Annotated in this window: 19 protein-coding genes; 15 read left to right on the forward strand and 4 right to left on the reverse strand. The window is 54.9% G+C overall.

The window, feature by feature from the left end:
* Positions 1 to 14 precede the first annotated feature (14 nt).
* A complete protein-coding gene (locus tag P0111_18190) occupies positions 15 to 479 on the forward strand; it encodes a DUF302 domain-containing protein (protein MDF0645962.1) in 465 nt (154 codons plus the stop codon).
* Between the two features lie 138 nt (positions 480 to 617).
* Here the strand turns inward: P0111_18190 and P0111_18195 are convergent, their stop codons facing one another.
* On the reverse strand, positions 618 to 848 hold the full coding sequence (locus tag P0111_18195) for a hypothetical protein (GenBank protein ID MDF0645963.1): 231 nt from the start codon (positions 846 to 848) through the stop codon (positions 618 to 620).
* Between the two features lie 310 nt (positions 849 to 1,158).
* Here P0111_18195 and P0111_18200 point away from each other — a divergent pair, with 310 nt between their 5' ends.
* Entirely contained in the window at positions 1,159 to 1,881 is a 723-nt protein-coding gene (locus P0111_18200; GenBank protein MDF0645964.1) for a hypothetical protein, read from the forward strand.
* Positions 1,882 to 2,007: 126 nt separating this feature from the next.
* Here the strand turns inward: P0111_18200 and P0111_18205 are convergent, their stop codons facing one another.
* Positions 2,008 to 2,994: a cysteine synthase A gene (locus P0111_18205; protein ID MDF0645965.1), complete on the reverse strand. Its 987-nt coding sequence runs from the start codon at positions 2,992 to 2,994 to the stop codon at positions 2,008 to 2,010.
* A gap of 590 nt (positions 2,995 to 3,584) precedes the next feature.
* On the opposite strand from P0111_18205, the gene P0111_18210 reads away from it, so the two are divergent.
* The 10 genes from P0111_18210 (at position 3,585) to P0111_18255 (ending at position 15,450) form a co-directional block, all read left to right on the forward strand.
* Complete coding sequence (locus P0111_18210) at positions 3,585 to 3,971, forward strand: hypothetical protein (protein MDF0645966.1); 387 nt, start codon at positions 3,585 to 3,587, stop codon at positions 3,969 to 3,971.
* Positions 3,972 to 3,996: 25 nt separating this feature from the next.
* A complete protein-coding gene (locus P0111_18215) occupies positions 3,997 to 5,448 on the forward strand; it encodes a radical SAM protein (GenBank protein MDF0645967.1) in 1,452 nt (483 codons plus the stop codon).
* A 235-nt stretch (positions 5,449 to 5,683) separates the two neighbouring features.
* On the forward strand, positions 5,684 to 7,552 hold the full coding sequence (locus tag P0111_18220) for a hypothetical protein (GenBank protein ID MDF0645968.1): 1,869 nt from the start codon (positions 5,684 to 5,686) through the stop codon (positions 7,550 to 7,552).
* A 104-nt stretch (positions 7,553 to 7,656) separates the two neighbouring features.
* Entirely contained in the window at positions 7,657 to 8,226 is a 570-nt protein-coding gene (locus P0111_18225) for a hypothetical protein (protein MDF0645969.1), read from the forward strand.
* Entirely contained in the window at positions 8,223 to 9,101 is an 879-nt protein-coding gene (locus P0111_18230) for a hypothetical protein (protein MDF0645970.1), read from the forward strand. The genes P0111_18225 and P0111_18230 overlap by 4 nt, the downstream gene beginning before the upstream one ends.
* 558 nt (positions 9,102 to 9,659) lie before the next feature.
* Positions 9,660 to 10,862, forward strand: a complete 1,203-nt coding sequence (locus P0111_18235; GenBank protein MDF0645971.1) for a hypothetical protein — start codon at positions 9,660 to 9,662, stop codon at positions 10,860 to 10,862.
* 666 nt (positions 10,863 to 11,528) lie between these two features.
* Complete coding sequence (locus P0111_18240) at positions 11,529 to 12,602, forward strand: hypothetical protein (GenBank protein MDF0645972.1); 1,074 nt, start codon at positions 11,529 to 11,531, stop codon at positions 12,600 to 12,602.
* Between the two features lie 366 nt (positions 12,603 to 12,968).
* Positions 12,969 to 13,469 carry a hypothetical protein gene (locus tag P0111_18245; protein ID MDF0645973.1) on the forward strand — a complete coding sequence of 167 codons (501 nt, stop codon included), beginning with the start codon at positions 12,969 to 12,971 and terminating at the stop codon, positions 13,467 to 13,469.
* 5 nt (positions 13,470 to 13,474) lie between these two features.
* Positions 13,475 to 14,734 (forward strand): hypothetical protein, encoded by a 1,260-nt coding sequence (locus P0111_18250; GenBank protein MDF0645974.1) that lies wholly within the window; start codon positions 13,475 to 13,477, stop codon positions 14,732 to 14,734.
* Between the two features lie 2 nt (positions 14,735 to 14,736).
* On the forward strand, positions 14,737 to 15,450 hold the full coding sequence (locus P0111_18255) for a hypothetical protein (GenBank protein MDF0645975.1): 714 nt from the start codon (positions 14,737 to 14,739) through the stop codon (positions 15,448 to 15,450).
* A gap of 373 nt (positions 15,451 to 15,823) precedes the next feature.
* On the opposite strand, the gene P0111_18260 is transcribed toward P0111_18255, so the two are convergent.
* Positions 15,824 to 17,761 (reverse strand): C1 family peptidase, encoded by a 1,938-nt coding sequence (locus P0111_18260; GenBank protein MDF0645976.1) that lies wholly within the window; start codon positions 17,759 to 17,761, stop codon positions 15,824 to 15,826.
* A gap of 595 nt (positions 17,762 to 18,356) precedes the next feature.
* On the opposite strand from P0111_18260, the gene P0111_18265 reads away from it, so the two are divergent.
* The 3 genes from P0111_18265 to P0111_18275 all read left to right on the forward strand — a co-directional run bounded on the left by P0111_18265 (position 18,357) and on the right by P0111_18275 (position 23,882).
* Positions 18,357 to 22,052 carry a hypothetical protein gene (locus P0111_18265; protein ID MDF0645977.1) on the forward strand — a complete coding sequence of 1,232 codons (3,696 nt, stop codon included), beginning with the start codon at positions 18,357 to 18,359 and terminating at the stop codon, positions 22,050 to 22,052.
* A 430-nt stretch (positions 22,053 to 22,482) separates the two neighbouring features.
* Positions 22,483 to 22,785 carry a hypothetical protein gene (locus tag P0111_18270; GenBank protein ID MDF0645978.1) on the forward strand — a complete coding sequence of 101 codons (303 nt, stop codon included), beginning with the start codon at positions 22,483 to 22,485 and terminating at the stop codon, positions 22,783 to 22,785.
* Positions 22,786 to 23,039: 254 nt separating this feature from the next.
* The gene (locus tag P0111_18275) at positions 23,040 to 23,882 is read left to right on the forward strand and encodes a SagB family peptide dehydrogenase (protein MDF0645979.1); all 843 of its coding nucleotides are present in this window, start codon (positions 23,040 to 23,042) and stop codon (positions 23,880 to 23,882) included.
* Here the strand turns inward: P0111_18275 and P0111_18280 are convergent.
* Entirely contained in the window at positions 23,828 to 24,130 is a 303-nt protein-coding gene (locus P0111_18280; GenBank protein MDF0645980.1) for a DUF899 family protein, read from the reverse strand. The genes P0111_18275 and P0111_18280 overlap by 55 nt on opposite strands.
* Positions 24,131 to 24,141 lie beyond the last annotated feature (11 nt).

Below are 24,141 nucleotides of genomic sequence, written 5' to 3' on the forward strand. Positions count from 1 at the left end.
ACAAGAGGTGACGCATGAGGTCCTATCGAGGTCTGTTCAATGCTTTCCTGTGCACAATCCTCAGCGCCGCAGTCCTGATTGCCGAGACCGTTCACGCAGGGAGCAATTTGGTGACGAAGCCGAGCCATTACTCCGTCGCTGAGACCATGGACCGGATCGAGCGGGCTGTCACGGCCAAGGGGATGAAGGTGTTCGCTCGGATCGACCACGGCGGAGAGGCGAAGAACGTCGGTCTCACGATGCAACCGACCCAAGTGCTCATCTTCGGCAACCCGAAGGGAGGGACGGCATTGATGACGGCACGACCAACCGCCGCCATCGATCTTCCGATGAAAGCGCTGGCTTGGGAGGATGCGGAGGGGAAGGTCTGGCTCAGCTACAACTCACCAGAGCTGTTCCAGGAACGGCACGGCGTGCCGGTTGAACTGACCTCCAAACTCAATTCAGTGGGCACGCTCCTGGAGCAGGCGGTGGAGTAACGATCACCTCGCTTACTTCATGTGTTTACCGAAGAAGGCGAGGACCTTTTCCGGATGCCTTCTGAAGTAGGTGCGACGGCGCGCCGATCTCGTTCGACGATCAGAAGCTCGCGCAGATTCAACGATCGGACCTCCGCTTCACGAAAAAATAGGTCGCTTGCGGGGGCTTCGCTGGTCCGGCTTCCAGCGGCAGATGACGCCATTATCTCCAGAACCGCCGCCGACGTTGCACGCCCAGGGCGTTTGCGCCGTGGCATTGGGGAAGGCCACGCCGAACACCGCACTACCCTGATTGACCGGGAAATCGCACGGCTTGCTGTCCCTGTTCAGCCCGCCGTATTGGCTCGCATATCCGTAGATCGTCGGCAACTCGCTGCACAGGGGAATGGGACCGGCCGGCCCGGCAGCGCCGGCTCGATCATGGATACAGGTTATGGACTAGGCCTGAACACCTAAGCAGGCAGAACATCTACCAGACAGGGCGAGCCCGCTTCAAACCACTGCGATTGTCGCGACCTTCCTCACAGTCACGATGCGTAGGAAGCGATCTCTCTCAGCCGTTGCTGTTCCGTGAACCAAACATACCCGTTCCGCCCGTACGAAAACCGCTGTTTATTTTGACCTCCCGTCCTTTGCAGCCTATTCTCGTGAAGAGGTTGAATAAGCCCGGAGGTGGAATGTGAAAGCTCTTCTCATAGCATGGCTGGCGGTGCTGTTGACCGGCTGTACGGCCAGTCAGGGCTTCGACCGCGGTCCCCTGAGGAACTCGTTAGGTCAGGTCACCACGGACCAAGACATTCAGGACATCTTGGCCCTCAAGCCACAGCTTCCCGCACCGTTCAAGCTTGGGGTGTACCTCAATAGCAATAGCTCGCATTACAACAGGCGATTCTGGACCGATGAAGAGAAGAATGATCTGCTGACCTATGGCCACCAGCTCAAGGAGGCAGGAGTCGTCTCGGACATCTACCTGATCTCCGAAGAAGCCGTTCCAGGCCATCACAGTTCTGGTTCTGTCCACACGTCCGACCGAGATCACCTTCGAGACCTTCGGTTGGGAGCCGCCCGTTATGGCGCAGATGCCCTTCTCGTGATCAGCGATGTGTCATCCGTTGACCGCTACAACAACCCTTCCGCCCTACTCTATTGGACCATTGTCGGGGCGTATCTCGTGCCCGGCACCCACAGCGATGCCCTCGTGATGATGCGCTCGTCTCTGTGGGATGTTCGTAACGGCTACCTGTATGCCACGCAGGACGCAGAAGGCATGGGAAAGAGAGTCGGGCCGGCGTTCGTCACGGAGGATGTCGATTCCGTCTATGCGGCCAAGAAAATGGCGATCGCCGAGTTAGGGAAAAAGCTGACGGATCGCCTCATCCAACTGAATGCACAGATGCACTGAGCGTATCGCGAAACGTCTTGTGTCGTAGCATATCCCGCAGGTAACCGTCCCCACTTCAGCCCTACGCAGCAATCCCCGCCTCGTGTCGCACTCCGCGTGATGGGGCGAACCAGGTTCGCCGCGTGATCAGGACTTGACGAGAAGGGTATCGAGGGACAGATCTGACCGCAGTCCGTTGGCCGCAAGCCACTCCGGATTGAAAAGCTTGGATTGATACTTCGCGCCGGAGTCGCACAGCATCGTCACGATGGTCTGGCCCGGTCCGCGCTCAAGCGCCAGCCGCACGGCGCCGGCGACGTTGATGCCGGAGGACAGCCCGAGAAAAAGCCCCTCTTCACGCAGGAGTTGATACAGGATGGTGAGCGCGTCTTGGTCGGGAATGCGCCAGGCGCCGTCCACGGCGATGCCTTCGAGATTTTTGGTCACGCGGCCCTGGCCGATGCCCTCAGCGAAGGAATCGCCGTCGTTCGTCTCCGTATTGCCGTTGGTGAACCACGACCACATCGCCGCGCCATAGGGGTCGGCGCAACCGACGAAGATCTTCTGATTGCGTTCCTTGAGAGAGAGCGTGGTTCCCCCCAGCGTGCCGCCCGTGCCCACAGCGGACACAAAGCCGGTCACCTTCCCTCCGGTCTGCTCCCAGATCTCCGGGCCGGTGGTGCGGTAATGGATGAGGCGGTTGGCCGTATTGTCGAACTGGTTAGCCCAGAACCAGCCCTTCTCCTCCGCCAGCCGCCGCGCGATATGGTTGTAGTTGTCCGGATTGGAATAGGGCTTTTCCGGCACGACGCGAACTTCCGCGCCCAGCGCGCGCAGCAGATCGATTTTTTCCGGCGACTGGTTATCAGGAATGACGATGACGGAGTGGTAGCCCCTGGCGTGACCGATGACCGTGAGACCGATGCCCGTATTCCCCGCCGTACCCTCGACGATGGTCCCGCCGGGTCGCAGAAGTCCTTTGGCCACAGCGTCCTCAATGATGCCGAGCGCGGCTCGGTCCTTCACCGATCCGCCGGGGTTCATGAACTCAGCCTTGCCGAGGATTTCGCAGCGGGTCAGTTCCGAAAGGCGGCGCAGGCGGATGAGCGGGGTGTTGCCGACGTAGCGATCCACCCCATGATAGCGTGACTCGTTCATCGGAGCGGATTTTACACTGAACAGGGCGTGGAAAATCAAAGAGAATCTGCGCCCTTTGCTGTCAGCCGTGTGGCTCCTTCACAGCGTACCAAGCGTCTGTTAACGGGGACAGGTTCCTCCTGTGTCATGCTCGCGAAAGCGGGCATCCACGCCTCGATCACGACTCCATGCTGATGAGAAGGCCTTGACTGGATTCCCGCTTCCGCGGGAATGACACACGTCAGTGCTTCTGATGGCAGACTGACCCACCACCGGAAATCGCCACACAGCGACGGGAGGAGAAAGGGAGGTGCGGCGATCTAACCGGCTCTCGGCCGGAGAACGCTCCCGTGGTTTGAACTCAAAAGTGAACCACAGCTTACCGATCCCGCAAGGATGCTCGCTTTCGTACCCAACTCCATAAAGTGAATCCATTTTGATGCTGCATTAGTCCAAACGGATTCTGTTCCAGCAGCCACTTTCATCGCAATTCCTCAAGAATTGGGCCGATCGATCGCGGTCTGAAGTTTGCTCAGCAGTTATCAGTCGGACAGATGCGTTCGGACCATCAGAAATTGGAGGTGCCTATGCCTGAGGAAACAGCTAGAGCCATGGACCCCCTCGGCATTGTTGCCATTGCCCATGTCATCCCCTACGTAAACATTCCTGGAGACCTTGCTAACTGTGCTCCAGAACCTATCGGCTGTCCTGGTAATTGTGGATGCAACCCCATGTGTGGTTGTGAGAGCAAACCTGGCTGCTGCGAGGACAAGTGTGAATGTGAACGAAAACCACGTGTGGAAGATATTCTTACCACAATATCGAATCCAGCTTTTCGAGAGGTTGTGCAAGGACTGGATATCAGGAGGGTCAAGAGCGTCAATGATTTTGTGGGGCTTGCTAGCGAAATTCGCAAGAAGATCAAGACGACACTTTCGATCGATTCCTCAACTCAATCCGGTAAGACAACATAGCTATATATGTAGAAAGGGCTCTAACATGCCACATCCGCTTCTGATGCCACAGAAACGCAACCAGCTGCATTCCGCAGAGGAATTAATCGAAGAACGAATCGAGGGAGCAGGAGAAGCCTTTCTTGTCCCGTTTCTGGATGGTCATTTGTTTTATAGCCCACTCGCGAATATCAGCATGATCCTTAACGATTTTGGTGCTTCTACCCTACGGAGGTATTTTCACAAAGAGGAACTTTCGACCAAAGAGCAATCTCTGATCGATAACCTGACTGAGCGGAACGTGTTCCAAATTCAACAGTCTCGACAATCGGAGGGGTTGTTTGCACATGCCAGTTCTCGATGGGCACCAACCAGCGCGACATTCTCAACCACGCAGAAATGTACTTTGCGATGCAAGTATTGTTACGCTGAAGGTGGAAGGCTGGAAGATTTAGATATACCCTGGCCCATTGCTAAAGCGGCCATTGATCTCATCGTGAAAAACGCAAAAGATCAACGGAAGAATCCGTCAATCGGTTTTTTAGGAGAAGGCGAAGCCACGGCCAATTGGAGTGAGTTCAAGAATATCATTGAATACTTTAAGGAACAGTGCAGCCTGAACGGCTTTAGATCTACTATATCATTAAGCACCAATGGTGTGTTCGCCGAATCCCGGCTAGATTATATTGCAGAAAACTGCACCTCCGTGACCTTCTCTGTAGATGGTCTACGGGAAGTACATGATGAAAATCGGGTTCTACCGAATGGTGGAGGCTCGTTCGATCGTATTATCGCCATCATGAAAGGACTAGAGGTGCGTGGGAAACCCTACAATATCCGATCAACAGTCACCGTTGCAGGGAGCGCAACATTGACTGAGTTTGTGCAGTTCGTGGGAAACACCCTGCAATGCAAGAGCCTCCACTTTGAACCCGTCTTTGATGTGACAGGGGTCACGAACCTTAAGGGACAGATTGAACATCTCGATGCACAAAGTTTCGTTGACAACTTCCGTAAGGCACGACAAGTGGCTGCAGGGTTTGGGATCGAGCTCTATTTTTCAGGTTCAGACCTTAAACACCGAGAAACATTTTGCGGTGCAGGTAATGCGATGAATTTCCTAGTCACATCACGCGGAATTGTGACATCCTGCAATGAAGTCCTCCAACCTTCGGATCCGAGGGCAGAATTGTTTCAGTATGGGGGGTGGAATCAGAGCCTTGGTGAATTCGTCGTGAATCGTACGGCAATTGATCGACTAGGCGGATTGAATGTCCATGAAATGCCAAAATGTCAGGGGTGCATCGCGAAGTATAATTGCGCTGGAGACTGCTATGCCAAGAATGCATCCTTGAATGGGGACCCGACCTCCGTCGGGTATACCGAACGATGCCATATTACAAGAGAATTGCTCAAGGATAATTTGCTCATCCAACTCATCTCAGAAATGGTCGGCATCAAAGAGTCCGGCGAAACGGTGCACCATTGTCTCTCTTAGTTTCATAAGTCAAGACCTCATGTCTGTCCCTTTGGGGAAGCTTCGCTTCTCTACCCGGCTTCATTCCGAACTGAATCCATTTTGATTCTGCGCTTACTCAAATAGATTCTGTCGCAGCGGTCATCTTCCTCGCAATTCCCCAAAAACTCACACCAATCGCTTGCGGTCCGATGTTTGCTCAGCAGGTTCACATCGAAACGGCTGATTGCTTTGCGCACCACAATTAGGAGGCAATATGGCAGGCACCTGGACGACAATCGCAAACGCGCCGCCGGACGACGTGGCGACGATGCTGCTGCTTACCGACGGCACGGTGCTGGCGCAAGGCTACGGCACCAACGCCTGGTATAAGCTCACGCCAAACGCCCACGGCGATTACACGAATGGCACCTGGACCACGCTTGCACGCGGCACCGAGGCGCCGCTCTACTATGCGTCAGGCATGTTGCGCGACGGGCGCGTCATCTACTCAGGAGGTGAGTACGACGGGTTTAGCATGGTGTTTCTGTCGACCTCGGAGATCTACGATCCGATCGCAAACACGTGGACGTTGATACCACCGCCCGCAGGCTGGACGGCTATCGGTGACTCTCCCGGTTGCGTACTGCCCGACGGGCGGTGGTTCGTGGGGCGCATCAGTACTCGGCAGACTGCGATCTTCGACCCAGCGACCAATACCTGGACTGCAACAGCAAACAAGATCAGTAACGTTTCCGAGGAAGGCTGGTCGCTGCTGCCAGACGGCAGCATCCTGTCGGTGGACGCCACGAATCCCCCGAACGCGGAGAAGTACGTGATCGCCTCGAACGTCTGGGTCGCAGCCGGGGCGACACCACAGTCGCTGGTCGATGGGATCCGCGAGATAGGCGCGCAAGTGCTGCTGCCCGACGGGCGGGTATTCGTAATCGGGGCGACCGGGTATACGGCGCTCTACACGCCGCCGCCGATCGCCAATCAGGTGGGAACCTGGGTGGCCGGGCCCACAATCCCTCAGGTCAGCGGGCAACCGCATGGCGCCGTGGACGCACCGGCGTGCCTGTTGCCCAACGGGCGGGTGTTGTTCACGTCAGGGCCGATCACGAACCCGGCAGGTTTCCACGCACCCGCGACGTTTTTCGAATACGAGCCGGCGACCAACATCATCAGTACAGTACCGGGCGCATCGACCGCGGCCACTGTGCCGTACCAGGGTCGCATGCTGATGCTTCCGACCGGGCAGGTGCTCTATACGACCTGCTCGTCTATCGTCGACATCTACACACCGGACGACGCGCCCGACCCGGTGTGGCGACCGACAATCACCGCGTGCTCCAGCATGCTCGTGCCCGGCGGGACGTATACGCTCAAAGGACGACAGATCAATGGGCTGTCACAGTGCGTGTACTATGGCAACGACGCGACTCAGGCCACGAACTACCCAATTGTGCGGCTCGAGTCAACCACCGGGCCGAACGTCTATTACTGCCGCTCAACGGAGTTTTCGACGATGGGCGTCAACACGGGCACGGTCGTGCACAGCTGCCGGTTCAAGGTGCCGTCGACGGTGCCGCTCGGTCGTTACTGCTTGAAGTTGATCGCCAACGGAATCGAGACCGCGGCGTGCAAGTACGTGGACGTGGTCAAGCGCAAAAAGTGGTTCAAGGAGCTCAAACTGGAGATCAAAGACAAACTCGAGATCCTGGAAAACATCAAGTTGAAGCGCGTCCCCGACATCATCGACATCAAGGGTATCCGCGAGAACGAAATCTTCGAACTGATCGAAGAGGAGTGGGTGCGGACGGTGCGGACAGTCGCGGAAGGTATCGACGCGGCGAACGCGGAGTTTGGACGGGCATTCATCGTTCCAGCAGAGCGTCCCGACGTCGGCCCGCCTGAGCCGATCGTCGAGGAGATCACACCTACCCGCATCTCGGCAGCCGAGGCGCGCAAGGCGCAGGAAAAGCACGAGTACATACGCGGGAATAAGGTTACCGTCTCGAAGGAGGCCCAACGGCTGCACGACGAGATCCATGGTCGCGTCGGAAACAAGCGGGACGAGACCTCAGGCAGAAGGTCGACCGCCAGGAAACCCAAGCCGCGGCCGAGAAGCTCCGGCGGCGAGTGATCGTCGTCTTGGCCAGTCGGCACGACAAGGTGGCTGCCGACCTCGTGGCACGCTGGCCGACAGCTGCGCTGTGCTCGGCCGACGATCTGACCCGACGCGGCTGGGTGTGGCCCGCAACGGCGAACGGGACCTCCGCCACGTGGGTGATCGGCGGCGAGGTCGTGCCCGACACGTGCGTCACCGGGGTCTTCGTCCGGCGTTCGACCGTGTATGCCGAGGAGCTGACGCGCACGCATCCAGACGACCGGGCGTACCTGGCTGCGGAAACGCATGCGTTCCTGGCGTACGTCCTCTCGCACACCACGGCGCGGGTCGTGAACCCGGTCGATGACGGAGGCACCTACGGCGAAGCTGCGCTCCGGCCGGAACGCTGGATGCAGGCTGCCATCGAGTCGAGCGTGGCGGTCGCTCCACTCCGGGTCAGGAGTGCGGGAGGGCGCCACGTGCCGAATCAGGCAACGAGTTTCGAGGTAGTCGGTGAGCAGGTCATGGGACACGCCAGTTCCCCGCTGGCGGCGGCCGCATTGAAAGTTTGCCGATGCCTCGGCTTGTGCTGGGCGGTCGCCTGCTTCGACAAAAGCGGCCGCCTGTCGGCAATCACCACCACACCGGCGCCATCGCCGGCGGCTGCCGCCGCACTCGCAAGGATCCTCACGCGCAGAAGGCCGGCATGATCCTGGTGTGGGGGGCGACCTCAGATGAGCCGGTCGTGGCGGTGCTCGACGCGCTAGCCGAGCACTCGGCGGCCGTCGCGCATCTCGACAACGGAGCGCTGCAGTCCTTACAGTATGACTTCGTCATCGGACCACGCCCACGAGGCTGGCTCGAGATCGGCGGCAGCAGAATCGACGTCGGTAAGATTTCCGGAGCGTATCTCCGCCCCGGGCCGCAACGACCTGGGGCGGCGACAGTCGCCGCAGCAGCGCTCCTCTCCGTGCTTCAAACGCATTCGGCGACAGTCATCAACCGGCCGGCGGCAGGCCGATCAAACCTCACCAAGCCTTTCCAGCTCGCGGCGCTCGCCGCGGCCGGCCTTACGACGCCGGACACGCTGGTCACCAGCGACCCCACGGCCGCGCGCGCCTTCCTGAACCGTCATCGACGCATCGTCTACAAATCGATCAGCGGCATCCGCAGCGTTGTGGCCACGATCGCGCTCGGCGGCCACTCCAGCGAACGGCTCGACCAGCTCGGTCACGGACCGGTACAACTCCAGCAGTGGGTCGACGGCACAGACGTGCGCGTACACATCGTCGGCAAGCGCTGGTTCGCCACCACCATCGCTTCGGACGCGACCGACTATCGGTACGCGGGCACGTCCGGAAGGCCGGCCGAACTCACCGCGTGCGAGCTGCCCGACATGCTCGGCCGGCAGCTCGTCGCCGTCACGCGCGGCATGGGGCTCCTGGTGTCAGGCGTCGATCTTCGTCGCACTCCGAGCGGCGAATGGTACTGCTTTGAGGTAAACCCGTCGCCAGGATTTTCCTATTACGAAGCACACACCGGACAACCCATCGCCGCAGCAATCGCCGACCTGCTCAGAGCATAGGCAGGATAAAGTTCTATCCTTTGCTCGACGGCACGTGCGCATGGCACCGCGAGGCGTTCAGTAACCTCTTCAAGCGCAGTCGAATCCCGAAACACTTCAGAATGTCCCGGGTTTTGTCCTCTTCAGAAACGGATACCGAACACTGTCTGAGCTGACAGCGCCTGTTCCTCAATAGCGTCCTCTTCCCCGTTGTTCGTTTGTCCCATCGGTTCCCTTGGGGAAGCTTCGTTCTTTACCCGACCTCATTCCAAAGTGAATCCTATTTGATCCTGCATTAGTTCAAATGGATTCAGTTGCAGCGGTCATTTTTATCGCAATTCCTCAAGAACTACACGAATTGGCTACGGCCCAGCGTTTGCTCAGCAGTTTCAAATCGAAGCGGCTGATCGCAATGAATGGCGCTAGAGCTACTAGGGCTGTCTACACTTGGTTGGATGGATGATAGGTCGTAACGTCATACGCTAATAAGATGTGGGTCGGTTGAGACATGCTCATCCTTAGGAAACGGATGTGCGAGACCTGATCCCATATCACTACTAATTCTTATCCGAGAGAACGATGGTCCAGTCACTACTCACCCTGTTAGGCAACACCGCTCTAGAGGAGTCGTTACCTCCGCAAGTAAGAATCCAAGAGCAGTTGCTAACACGAAATCTGATCCGGACTGGAGTGTCGCTTCTGACCTGGTTGCTCGTCGGAGTAAGTGCACTACTAATCTTTTCATTATCCAGTTGCTATTCAGCGGACCAATGTACGAGTTCAGGGTGGAACGTCTTTTCACACAGTCTCCTACTTGCAATCGCGTCGGCCAGCAGCGGTGGCCTCCTTGGTTTTCTGTTTGGAATTCCCCGAACGCTTGCCAGAGCGACATCAAACAACAAGGACAAAGGACAGCCTCCCACCATTGACACAGCCGCCGGTAAGGCAGCAATTACGGACGTTCGCCGTCAGACGGTTAATACAAACCTTGAAGAGATATCGGATTGGCTCACAAAAATTCTTGTCGGCGCTGGCTTAGTTCAGCTTCAAAACATCCCCACGATCCTCCACAAGGGTGGAATTCAATTCCAGAAAAGCTTGGGCAATAGTGAACTAGCTGTTCTCGGAGCAATCATCAATTTCTCAGTTTGGGGATTCTTTGCCGGATACCTGCTCACGCGGTTGTTCCTAGCTGGCGCTTTCAAGCTAGCCGATGAAGGGTATCTCGCTGACCTGAACACGCAAGATGTAAAAACCGCAGTCAAAGTTGGAGAAGTGCTTCGTGAGACAAAGCAATACACAAAAGCCCGAATCGAGTATGAGAAAGCCTTGGAAAAGGTGAATGAGTCAACGCCCAAGGAAGCGAAACGCAAACTTTATGAAGGAATCGTGTTCAACAGTTTGTATGACAACTATGAGGATGCGATTGAGTACGCATTGCGCTACCTCACCGAGGAACCTAGGAATCCAAGCCCACTGATTGAAGCGTATTTGGGGTTTGCATATGGGCAGCAGTACAGGGCAAAGAAGACTCAACGCGACAGTATGGATCTACAAGGGCCTAAAGAGCAAGTTCAGGCATTAGAAGCGGAGATGAAACAGATTAGACAGAAGGCGCTGGATGCAATTCGAAAAGCCCTTAAGCTCGAGCCCAGCCTACGACCACTTATCCGTATGGTATGGGATAAAAATGATCCGGCAAAGTCCCCAGGTTCGGAGGACGATGACCTGGAAGTGTTCTATGGGGATCCGGACTTTACCTCACTTCTGGGTCCGTCTTGATCAATCCCAGGCCGTCTAAGCCTATGTGTGTGCTCCGAGTTAGAGTTTTGTTGTCGCTGATGTTAGTGGCGGGATCAGGGTGTACGTCACTTCAATGGCGTGACAGCAATGGTGTGGAGCACCACTTAGGACTGATGGCCTATGAGATTACTTATTGGGAGTACGGAGTCCGATTGAAGCGATTAAGCTTCGGCATTGATCTACGGCTTTCCGGCCCTGACAGAGGAGTCTCTCTTGGAGCTAAGTGGATCACAGGTCTTGTTCCTCAATTTAGAACTATCGAACGGTCGGAAGCACTACCCGATGAGGTAGTGAAATACTATAGGCACACGTCCACCAAGGAGCATCAAACACAAAAGGTCAAGAGAGGGCTCCTATATTTCACTGAGGAACTTTCTTCTGGAATAACATTGGTCGATACGGACAATCTTGGTTTCGAGTGGCGAATGGGTCCAGCGAGTCCTGGGGTAAGCCTAGGTTATGCAGGGTCTCACCAGCTAGTTGGGCGAGCTCTCGATGATGGAGTTGTCCAACTTTTCCTTACTGATGCAGAGGATCAGCAGACTGAAGCAATCATGATGTGGGCATTGAAGCCTTTTCATCCGGGAAACCCCGCTGACTAAGTGCTGAGGGAGGGGAAGCATGATGAGGTACAGGACCTACTTAGTGAGCATCCTGTTTGCTTTGGGAATATGTCTGTCTGGATGTGGAGTCGGTTTGAATAGCGTCCTCTTTGTTACGAAAACAGAAGTGGCAGTTGATGCCGACACTGAACCTCCGTCTCTTGATATCGGATATGCCCGAGAAGAATTCGTCCTGGCACCAGCGTTCAAGGATGGTCGAGTACTGCCGGTTCTTACAACCGTCGCGACTGATACAGCGGCTTTCTCGTTAGGCGCGAGTCATTCTTTTGCGACAGGAGATGCTGCTTTGGTTATGGCAGCCGCGTTAACGGACGAACAACGTTACGTCTTCAGCCAAAAGGCCACTCCTGATGTTACTAAAGTCACCCAACCAACCATGGAAAGTACGATCGGGACAACTTTAGATGACAAGGTTCCTCATGGTTTTTGGGCGTCCCTTGGGTTCTTTCTTACTGGCTCGTCTGTGCGACAACGATACTTTTTCGGAACTGATACCAACTTCGGGCTTCATGTCGAATGGGGCGGGAGCGAACTTCCTCGATCAGTCTCTATAGGATTCAAGAGAAAAGAACTCGCCTATGTTCCGCTCATCGAAAGCGAGACGCCCGCTCAAGGGAACAACCCAGCAGAAAGAAAAGTCACGCTCGCCTCTCTGATTGCGACAGCGCACGCAAAAGCAAGTGTGGCTACGCAGGACGATTCCGGCCTAAAAGTTGCCCAAACGTTTGCAACGGGATCCGCTGCGACCCTCCTTGCAAGCCACCCCGGTGTTCGAGAGGTGCTTGGCCCCCTGCTCATACAAGACTACAAAGACATAAAGGAAGCGGAATTCCAAATACGAGTTGCTGATCGTCAATTAAAGCAACCGCTGATTGAGTGGATTGCCACAGCCTATAACGCTGAGTCCGACTCAGCCAAGAAACAGGTGTTCATTGACGAAGCGGTTAGCCTGAACTTAGTGCCTACAGAAACTGTCAAAGATAATTTTCTCAAATTGCTAGGACAAAGCATTACACCATCGGCACCCCCAGATACCGCACAACGACTGCAAACCCTAAAAGGCGTGATGAGAACGAAGTACGGCTATAAGGACTGACGGAATAGAGGGGAGGTAACAATGCCACGGTTTTGGGATGAGGTGCCAAGGCCTCACGATACAGATGCCCTACTCGAAGAGATCCTGGAGAGAATCAAGTTTCAAAACTCTATGGGTAACAAACTCGTGGATAAAATCATATGGGCAAATGTTGTCAAGCTAGGGTTCGACTGAGGACTGCACCCCGCATTTTGAGAAAGCATGGATCGCACTGAGCAAGGATGGTTCCGGAGATCCTTAGCATTCGTCGCATTGCATCCATCTTCGCGGCAAAGCCTGGCCATGAAGGTGGCTTGGAGAAGAGCGGAACCGGTAGTTATCCCGTCAAAGAATGGAATGTCTAATCCGATAGGAGGGTGAGCAACCATGAACATTTGTGACGATGAGGGATTCCTTCCTGTAAGACAATCTCGAGCTATCGAGGGGACAACACCTTTGACTGATGTCCTTTCCAAAATTTCCGGAGAAACAAGCGGGTTTATTCTTACCGAATCAGGCAAGGCGCAAGGGTACATTTCAGCAAATCAAATAATCACTAACCTTGTCGAAACGGGAAGCTGGAAAGGCCTTGAGCAACAGGCCGTCATCGACTTAATCAGAAACCCAAGAGTTGATCTTTCCATGATTCCGGTTGCAAAACAAGTTGTCGCGCCCGGAGAGTACAGTGACAACTTACAAGCCTACCGACACCTTGTCGTCCAAGTCGTTGAAGCAGGAAGGCTGGCCGGTTTTGTCTTACCGAAGGAGCTAATTAGTGAAATCCATACCCCTCCTCACGTTTACTACTGTAAGAATCCAGACGGTTCTCACCCGAATAGCGAACCTAGAACCTATTGCCGTATGTGTCCGTACCCTGTACCTGGGTAGCCTAAATGATTCAAGCACTGTTTGGCGAAATTAAAGGGCTGCTTGATAAGGACTACCTATTCGCCTCTCTCCTGCCAACCATTGTCTTTATTGCATGTCTAGTAGCTACGCTCGGCGGAGTAGTAGGGTTCGAGGGATCTCTAGCTTGGGTGGATAGTTGGACACAGACTCAGAAGATCGTTGTCACGATAGTCGCCTTCACTGGGACGATCGTGTTTGCCTACATTGTCAGCGGACTACGTGTCGCAATTTTTCGAATGTGGAGCGGCTTGGTAAAAGGTCCTTTCACTCCTCTCATCATGCTTGGTGAGTGTCGAAGCAGGAATAGTTTTGATTATAAGTTTGCCGAAGCGCATCGAGTCGCTCAATGGCAGCCTGTCATCGCGTCTTTCGTGAAGAGTTTACAGGCCGTTTGGAACAAATCCTCCAATACCATGTCAGCGAAGTCATACGCGGAACTTCAGAAACACATGGCTAAGCTTCGCAAGGCAGCTAACCCGAGCATAGCGGAGGAAGTGCTGACGTCTGCAATCATCCTTGCGTTCAAGGACAGCAAGGTGGATGGGAGGCTAGAAAGATTTTACGCCGAGACGATGCAATTCCTCGAGCGTAAAGCTAAGGAAGAGGAAGCCGAGATCATCAACATGAGGTTTCAGCTAGATCGTGATTTTGGCCCCAGAGAATCTATCCGTGGCACGAGGTTGGGTAATGTCGTTGAAGCTTACTATGCATATCCATTTCTTCGTTATGGCATTGAGGGAACTGTGATGTGGCCTCATTTGCAGTACTTCATCCCTGAAGCATTCGCAAAAAGACTGTCAGAAACAAAGACTATTTTGGACTTCTGCCTAGTAATGGCAACCCTTGGCGTACTATACGCAGTCGTGGCTATTACAGTTGGACCATGGCTCTGGTTGAATTTACAGTTTTGGACAACGATCACGGCAATCGCACTGATCATTAGCTACGCTGTCTATTATAGACTGGGAGTTCTAGTCACAATACAGTATGGCGACTTAATAAGGGCGAGCTTTGACCTATTCAGAGGCAAATTGTCCGAACAGCTTATTGCAAGACAACCAAACGAAGTTGAAAAGTGGAAGAACCTCAGTCGCCTTCTAGCTTATGGTCAGACCAATACCCACGCTGAATCCGCCAAGGAGAGCAACAATCAGCGCGACGAACAGCACCGAACTGAATCCAATGCCAAAGGAAAATCATTCTGGAAAACCATTCTGCAAGAGCTCCGTAAGCACAAGGAATGATCATGTCCAGAGCCATAAGCGGTCTATTTGTAGCCCTAACTCTCTTCTGTGCTCTCCTGTTCAATTTATGGAAAGCCAGCGATCATAGAAGCTTTAATTCCAACCACCTTCAATGGCATGTAGTCGCGAAAAGCGATTTGCCGTCAGGATTGCGTCTCGATCAAGAACATGTGCACCTCACACTCGACTATCTTCCCGAGCGAATCCCCACCTTTTTTCCAACCGTTTCATCGGTCTTGGGCAGATACACCATCCAGTCCATTGGAAAAGACAAACCTATTTCCACGAACAACTCAATTACCAAACCATTCGCTCCACCAACATCGGGTTTAGTACTTGTCCCCGTTTCGGTCAGGATTGACTACGCAGAGGGACTTGAGCTAGGAATGCGGATAGGCTTTGCCAAGCCTGACAAATCCCTAAGTGCGGGAACTGAAGTACGGAATCAGCCTAGCAAGGGCAGTACAAAGTCTAAACCCAATCAGGATAATAAGAATGGCAACAAGTCTGCATCTAATCCCGGCACGGAACAGAACCCTCAACCAATCGAGTCCAATCTAGGAAACCCTCAATCAATCGACACTACCCTGAAAGCAATTCTACCCTCACAGGATAAGAAATCCGTGATTCTTGTGGTTGAAGTCTCAGAAACATCTAGACAGCGGGTGCGAGAATTGGCCCAAGACGGACTGGTACCATTTCTGCTGGGTAGATGACGTCAAACAATGGGCAGGCGGCCTGCTATCTCCCCCATCAAGGTAGCTCAAAACATCCCCATTTCTCCCTAAGACTCACCGCTTCAACTATGCTTGCCCTCGCAGGACAACGGAATGAAACCATAGACTGCAGCCCATGAAACGCATTTTGTGACGTCCACTCATCCATCTCTTCATTGTTCATGGGCCGCATGTATAAGCTGAGATGACTTTCAAAGCAATGAAGAGTTTCGTCGTCCACCGCACGAATGGTTTCATTCCGGCATCGAAGCATCCGACGACTGTTCTTCCCACACGCTGCCTCACAGCAGCAGAGGCATTGGCCGTTGCCGGCTCAACTTCCGTGTTCAGCGTGCCGCAGCATATCATACGGTCAATACAACGGCGTTCCGATGGCTTCAATGACGTGATCGATCTCATGGCCACTTTCGTCAAATTCGCCGTGACGATGCGATTCCGTCGCGGGCACGTGTCTCGCAAACGTCACGGGAGCAGCGACAAAATCCTTTCTGATGCCGAGCACGGGGACGCGCGCCCGCTCGCTTTCTAAGCAGTCCGCCACGTAGGTCAGGAGGGAACTTGGGTAGATCGTGATGCTGTCAGACTGTTCCGCTTGAGGGGACAGCGTATGGACAAACACTCGCGATTGGGGAACGGCTGTTACGCCTGAATTGAACACTTGCGTGGCTCGATCCACCGTGATCGCCGGGGCAAGAAAGTGAATCGACGTCAACTCTGCATTGGGGAGACTTTGCAGCGCGGGCCTGAGCGCTTGCTCGTACAAGAATCCATGAAAGATCGATCCCGCACTATGGCTGACCAAGTGAATCTTGTACTTTTCGTTCGGAGTCGTTCGTATCGCCGCACTTAACTCATTTAAGAACAGTGTCACACCGCCTCTCGGACGCGACGCCCCCTGGCACCGCCCCTTCATTTCATTCCAGAAGGCCGTGCGGACGGTGGGTGCTAATTTTTCTCCGATCCATCTTTGCCCGCCTTCAACCGCCTCCCCAAGTTTGTCTTTGAACTTGTCCCAGGCATCGCTCAAGCTGAATCCAGCCGGTCCCTGTTGATCGTCCTCACTCTTGAAATAACCCAACAGGGATTCATCCCAACTGCTCTCCCACACAAAGAAGAACGGACACAAGCCCTTGCCTTGCGCCAGGGCCCACAATCGATCCGCCACACTCGCGGCATGCGTTTCTGAATTCAAACCGCCATGGGCATAGAGCATCACATGATGATATCCGTCAGGTAATACCGGTGAGGAGAGAACCTTGGCGGCCATGGCCGGCAGTTGCAACGGACTTGTCGTCAGCGCGCCGCTGTCCGACAGCGCTCCCCTGTCATCCGAATTGATCATGTACGACAGCACCTCAGGGTTCTTCAGGTCCAATCCATTGCTTGAACTCCTGACACTCGCATCGTTGCCTCGAGTCACAGGCATGCCGCTGAACGCGACGACGAAGATGGTCGGCTTTTTGTTGTGGTCGAGTGTCTTCGGGCCGGGCCTGGCGACCCATGCATCCTGCCGATGCTCCATCCAGTCGTCATAGTGCAGGAGCGCCAAGCCGCTCTTCCCCCATTTGCTTCCCCATGAATTCTGGATGATGAATCCATCGGCCGTGTATCCCACGATCGCAAAGGCGTGCAAGCCTCGCGCACGTCGGTTGAACGGAATGGCTGGATACCCTCTGCCCTTCGGCTTTGACAGAGTCCGCGCATCCCACCCATCGTGGACCCAAGCCGATGCCAGAACGGCATCGGCTTCCAGGATCGCGGCTTGCAGGTGGCTCACATCGCTGTCGACCACGCGATAATAGGCCCCGATCGGACGCTTCTTAGCTTCTTCCTCCCGTTCGATCGTGAAGGCACGATCGACAACCCACAGGCCGTTCCTTTGGCTACGTCTCCCTTTTGAGGTCCAAGTTCCTTCAGAGGCCACACCGTGATGGTGCCATCCTTTCATGGCGCCGCGAAGACTGGTTCCATCATAGTGCTCTCCTTTCCACTCATCGTAGCGTTTGGCGATTTCATAGAGCATCCGTGCGCTCACCGGGACGAATTTGTCGCCATGCTGCAATCGTTGGCGCATGCTGACATTGATCACCGTGGCCAGCGCGAAGCCGACGCAGGCCCCTTCTTCTCCTTGATCCAGCACGGGGATTCCTCGCAGGGGACGCTTTTCCGGGGGAAGCAATGTGAGGCTCGGTTGGAAGATATAGTCGCGCGCATCAGTATCGTCGGTCCGTACATCAAAGGTTCGAAAATCACGGGCATTCCTGGCTCTTGCAAAGTTGACGACCGGCATACATCCTCCTTCCCGTTGCAGCAGCGATCTCTTATTACAACAGGCGAATGAACAAACATACGCTACCTGTTCTCCCCTAGAACCATGAGAAGCACTCATCAACTTTGATGCCACGCGCAGTGGACGGTGGGGAATACGGCTTCGGGGATGATCTTGGGACGCACTACTCAGCGGTGGTTGTAGGCGCAGTCTTTCATTCTGAGACACCCAGAGGCATCTCGAAAGGTCGCCCCTGTGGGTGAATCTTCCTCCTCTGTCCGCACGTGAAGACTGAATCAAATATGATCCGGTTTCGACCAGAATAGATTCAGTACCACACCGTCAACCCGCCTGTTTAGCGGAAATAACAATACACCATTATGGTCCAATGTTTGCTGATATGAGGGGCATGTACGTAGTCTCATTCACGTAGAAGCCTCAATGCTCCTACGCAGCTGGCTCACAGTAGTACTGTCGCTTGTGCCTAGTACGAGCTTGTGGACCGCTCTCGACGGGCCACATGCAGGATGAGCAGATCAGACTCATTCATGATTCAGAGTAGATGATGGACCGCCCCTATAAATTACATCTTCGCCTCCCATCAAGAACAAACAGCGTGACAATTCTGGTGTTTGCGGTTGTCCTTCTTGTCTTGGGATTCTGTGGCATTTGGTATTGGGGATATGTTGAAACACAGACCCTGCACTTGCAAGAACGCAATTTTCGGGCTTTGACGGTCACCGGCCAATCGCTGGCGGACAGGGTGGCAAACTATGAAAAAGTGCTCGGGTCCATCGTCGAAGGCAATCCATGCTATCGAGGGGAGGACAGACGCTGCCCAGAGAATGATCGTCACAAGGCCTATGAGAAGGCCCTGCGAGAGCTTCAGGGCTTTAAAGCAGATGTGATGGTTACCAAGGCGGCCTACGAGGATGAGGGGCTCACCGCAAAGTTGGTCAGAGACAATGGGGCCTCATACATCAAATTGAGGTATGTTCACCAAGATCGCATGAAGACGAAATGGAAAATCGAGGCTTCCGTCGACATCGGTACCGTGATGCGGCCATTGGTGACCGAGGAGATTTTTTCGGATGTGCTCTTGGCGGATCGCATGGGCAGGGTTCTGTACCATCAACCGTCCAGGCGGGATCCTTCAGGGTTTGAATTCGACAATGTGTCGTCCCTCCTGCATCGGCTCAACGATCCGAGCAGAAGGGATGGCGGCGCGGAGAAATCCAGCGACAAAGGAACGAACGATGTCGTTTCAACCCTTCCGCTGTTCAACGATACACGGATCGGCGACGTGCCCTATACGATCTATGCTCAGGCTGCGGTTCTGCCGGCTCAGAAGGGAGCGACTCAACCGTTGATTCTCGTGGGCATCGTTCCCGCCGGACAGTTTCACGCCGAGGCTCGCGCCATACCACTCAACCATCTTCTGCTCGTGGCCGGGCTCTTGCTCACCCTCTTCTTTGTGCTGCCGTACGTCAAGCTGGTAGCAACGTCGCCTACTGAACGACTGACTCCTATCTCCGTCACAATTTTGATCGTGTCCTCCCTCCTAGGAACCGCCCTGCTGACATTCGGTCTCGCCGCTTTCGCGACATATCACAACTTGGAGCAACACTTGAATGTGCGGTTGAAAACGGTCTCAGAGGACATTAGGAAGCGGGTTCAGCTGAATGTGGAGCATGCCCTGCAACAACTCGCTGCGTTTGATGAATCGTGCGATTCGAAGTTGGATTGCTGGCGCAGACTGAGGAATCCGGCAATTGAACCGAAGGAAACAGATGAACCTCATTTGGCACAGCGCTTGTGTATAGCAGTGAATGCGGGCGGCGACGAGAAAGGGTTTTCCTTTTTCTCGACGGCGTCCGATACGTGCTCGGAGCACCAACGCACGAATGGTGATGCGCACGTCGTCTTTCCTGATGTGAACACCATATTTTGGGTTGGCTCGACGGGAGAGCTTAAAGTCCTCCGATCACGGGAGCCGGACCCATGGAAACACGTGAATCTTAAAGAGCGACAGTATGTGCGCCGCATCTGGGAAGATGAAACATTCACAGGCGGACATGATGGGAGAAAGTTCTGGATTCAGTCCATTTATTCTTGGACGACCGGCAACAACTACGCCGTGCTTTCGCTGAAAAGCACGGCCTCCTCTGAGAGGGACAATCTCGCTCGACCGATCGTGGCGGCACTGGAAGTCAGGTTGCCCTCGGTTACAGGCGTCGGCGTGCCTCCCGGAATGGGGTTCGCCGTGATCAATCAGGACGGCGAGGTCCTGTTCCACTCGGATTCACGACGGAATCTGCGCGAGAACTTATTCGAAGAGACTGATAGAGAGGCTGGGCTCCGACAGGCCGTGTTCGCCCGCGCGACCACTCAATTAGACGGGCGCTATTGGGGGAAGGATCGGCATTTCCATATCGCGCCGCTTTTCCTCCCGAAAGAGATCCATGAATCTCCGGATGTTCACTGGTCGCTGGTCACCTACTGGGACAGAGACATGCTGCGGGGCTTGAATCTTCGCGCCCTCTATTCAAGCGGCGCATTGTTCTTTATCTATGCAATCATTTCATTGAGCATCGGAATCCTGGGGTGGTGGATTTATTCACGGGTGAATGTGACGGCTTCTCTAAGGGTGTGGCCGCAGTCGGAGCACCGCCATCAGCTCGTCCTTGTATTGCTCGTTGCTTCGTTGATCGCAGTGGGCATCTGGTACGTGCGCCCTCATTCCTATCCCGACATGTTGTTGTGGGGACTCCTACCACCGTTTGTCGCGGCGGTAGCAGTGTGGTTCATCATTCAGACGGATCCTCGTCCCACCGGCCATGACAAGACAGATGTGTCGGCCCGGCGGAGATATGGCCGGTCCTATGGGCTGTTGGTGACGGCGGGATTGCTGGCTTTTGTAGTGATACCGGCACTCGTGATCTTTCGAGTCGCGGTGGATGTAGAGTGGCGGCTACTGGCCAAATTCGCTCTGTTCGATCTTGATAGTGAGCGCAGGCTTCAGGCTCAGAAGGTTCGTGAATCTTATCCCTCTACGGTATTCCATAACACAGACCACACTGGCGAGGTTCGAACCGAGTTCATCCGAGAGTTTTCAGACTCGAATACTGTATCTATCGATTTCCCGTTCCAACCTTGCCTAGAGGCGAGTCAGAACTGTCAGGAAGCTCCTACAAATGTGGTCCAGCGAGGGGATGAACGGCTGATTCGATGGTTGCACCAAGTCATTGATAGACCTCGAATCGGCTACAGTAGAGACGAGACCGAAATGTTCCTGGAAACGCCTGAACAGTGGCACGAACCGAAATGGGGAACCCTGGGGTTTAAGGACCAGTATCAGGGAACTGTTCCCCCGATCAACTTGTACTCAATCACTTCGCCCATCCCGCCATGGCTCTATTCGCTGTTGGTCTTTGGCTGCTTGATTCCATTGGCAGCGCTCCGAGCTAGGAATACTTATGCATTCGCCGCAGTCATTTGTGTGCTTGGAGGATCGCTTTGGTTCGGATTGGTCGGAGAAGCGTTTGCACTTCTGGCAGTGATCGCCTTGATCTATGGGGCCTGGTATGTTTTGCCGATGTTTGCTGCGCAGCGCGTTCTTCCCATGGATTTGCCTCATCCTTCAATGGATTCGACAGCAGGAGATGAAAGGAAAGGGACTGCCGAAATGGTTGAGCATCCTAAACCACCTGACGGATGGTCGTCGGGCCTGTGGGATCTGTTCGCCAGGGAAATCTCCGGCTTGCGCAACGGGCTGCGCTTGACTGGGATTCCGTGGTCGAACGAACTGACGAAGTCTCATGAGACAATTTTGAAACGAGACATCGAGGAGGATTTTGAGGTCGTGAAGGAGCGCCTCATTCGAGAGATCCTGGAGGCGGCACAAGAGCAGTACATGCAGATTTGGGAGAAGTGCACCGAGTCTCAGCGACGGTCATTGTTTAATCTGGCGCGGGACGGCTTTCTGCACACCAGAAATCCGGATATCGGGCCGTTGTTAAAAAGGGGCTTGATCGTAGGGGATCTAAATCTGCGTCCGATGAATAAGAGTTTTCGTCGTTTCGTCATCATCATGGGCTTGAAAGAGCATCTTGATGAAGACGCCGCCCAAACAAGGACCAGTCCGTGGTTCCAGGTGTCGAGACCGATCGGAGCAGGGCTGCTGCTCATCATGGTATTTTTGGTGTTGACGCAGGAACAGTATCGAGCCATCACGCTCGCCTTCCTGGGCGTGCTGCCGGGACTCTTAGGCGCATTCTCGCCGGCGCTGACTGCGCACAAGAGAGAAGCGTGAGACAGCGTCATCCGCATAACTTCAGAGAACAACCAGGACTTCCAGATCAGCACGAACGGGAAAGAGGCAAACATGAGGTGAGGTCTTGTTGATACATCAATTCGCTTCGGAGCGAAATCGCTCGCTCACTTATCCTCACGGCTTGTCTCGAAGCCGGTAAGCCTCTAGGTGAGCACCAACACGCCTTTGGCTTTGATACCCTGGTACATCGCATCCGGCGCCAAATCAATTTGTCCAGGCCAAGCGATAGCGCCATGATCAAGGTCAGTACGATCCAACGCAGACCCCATCCGCCTTGACTCCATCCCCTGTCAGGTGTAACTAACGCGCGGTGGTCATCGTCACAAGATTCACTGACTACATAATTGAGCTTATGTCGCGATAGCGGCACTGACGTCGCTCGACACATCTCACAACCTGGAGGGGGACCATGGCACAAAAGAAACGGAAGGCATCCAAACCCACGAAACGGGCTTCCAAATCCGTACCTGGAGGAAAACAACTCCCCGGCGAACTGGCGTCGAAGTTGGTCAAGAAGATGGCTGCAAAGCAAAAAATCTCCATCAATCTCACCGAAGAGCAATTTGCCGAGCTGATGAGAAACTTCAAGCCGAAAGGTGGCCGATTCAATCCAAAGGTTCCGTTCCAAATCGATTTCAGATGCGGCACTCGTGGGAAGGCGCGTCTCCCGGTCGCAAGCTGCGCTTACTGGAGCGATACTTGCTGCGCCTAGCGGGTCGGCGGCAGGGCTCAGGACCACGCGCTCCAAGGATCCGGCGGGCGAGTTGCCTTGTCGGGTACTGGCGAAATGACGAGTTTGTACTTGAGAACTATCTTGCGCGGACTCAAACCACGGTATCCTTGCCGGTCCTCCAGGTCTTGACGACTCTCAAGGACGGTATTTCCCTCCGTGTCTGTGAGCGCGCGTTCGCTGCTCTCCCAAAGGGACACACCATTCTACGGAGGCTGCTTCGGCAAGGACTGCTGATGATTGAAGGCTCTGATACCGAACGGCGGGACGCTCAGCTTGAGCAGTCGTGGGAATGGGGGCCCAGTTGCCGGTTTTTCCACTTCGTGACGCAACGAGTTCCCTATGAGCCGGATCTCGCCGTCCAAAGACGAAGCCTCGCACGATACGCCGGACGTGTGCCGCCTCCGCCGGCATACAAGGAGTTTCCACGCCGCCGGTTGACGCGCCTTGATGCATGCGACGGTGACGCGGGAGAATTTTGGGATGTGCTCCGCCGGCGGCGGACACGCCGACGGTTTTCGCGCCGGCCATTGACACGGAAACAACTCGCCACCCTGTTATTCTGGACGTGGGGACGCACGCATGAGATTCAAAGCCCGGTGGGCTCCTATCTCCTCAAGACGTCGCCTTCTGGCGGGGCCAGGCACTCGATCGAGGTCTACCCGCTCATTCGTAACGTGGAAGGTGTTCCCGCCGGCTTGTACCATTACTCCGTCAAGCGACATGCCCTTGAGTACTTACAAGCCCCACTCTCACAGGGCCGTCTTGTGCGGCTCATGGCCGGGCAACCATGGTTTCGCAATGCGCCGGTGGTCTTCTTCATGACCGCCATCGTGGAGCGCAGCATGTGGAAGTACAAGCACGACCATGCCTACCGCGTCCTGTTGCTCGATGCCGGACACCTCGGCCAGACGTTTCATCTCGTGTGCACCCACCTCGGTCTCGCGCCCTTCACCTCTTCCGCCAAGCTCGACACGGAGATTGAAAAGGAGCTCGGCATCGACGGCATCGGCGAGATCTCCCTCTACGTGGCAGCCGCGGGGATTCCTGAGCAGGGTCCGGCCCCCGCTGAGTGGTAGACGAGGAGTTGCGCGCGCCCGCAGAGGAGGTCCGGCAGCGCGGCGCTCCCCTCGTCGGTCTCAAAATGGTACTCTTTGTCGATCCGAACCCACGGTAATGCCTGCCGCCGCTGCGCCACCTCGTCGGTGCGCCGCGTGAGATCCTTCTCCTCCTTGAGCAGCTCGAACCGCGCAGCGAGCCACTCTTCACGAGAGACGGCCCTGGGATGTTCAGGTTTGCCCTGATGTCCGATTGCGCCCATCGTCATAATCGGTCTCC

This window comes from Nitrospira sp. (genome assembly GCA_029194535.1).
In the GTDB taxonomy this organism is placed as follows: Bacteria; Nitrospirota; Nitrospiria; order Nitrospirales; family Nitrospiraceae; genus Nitrospira_C.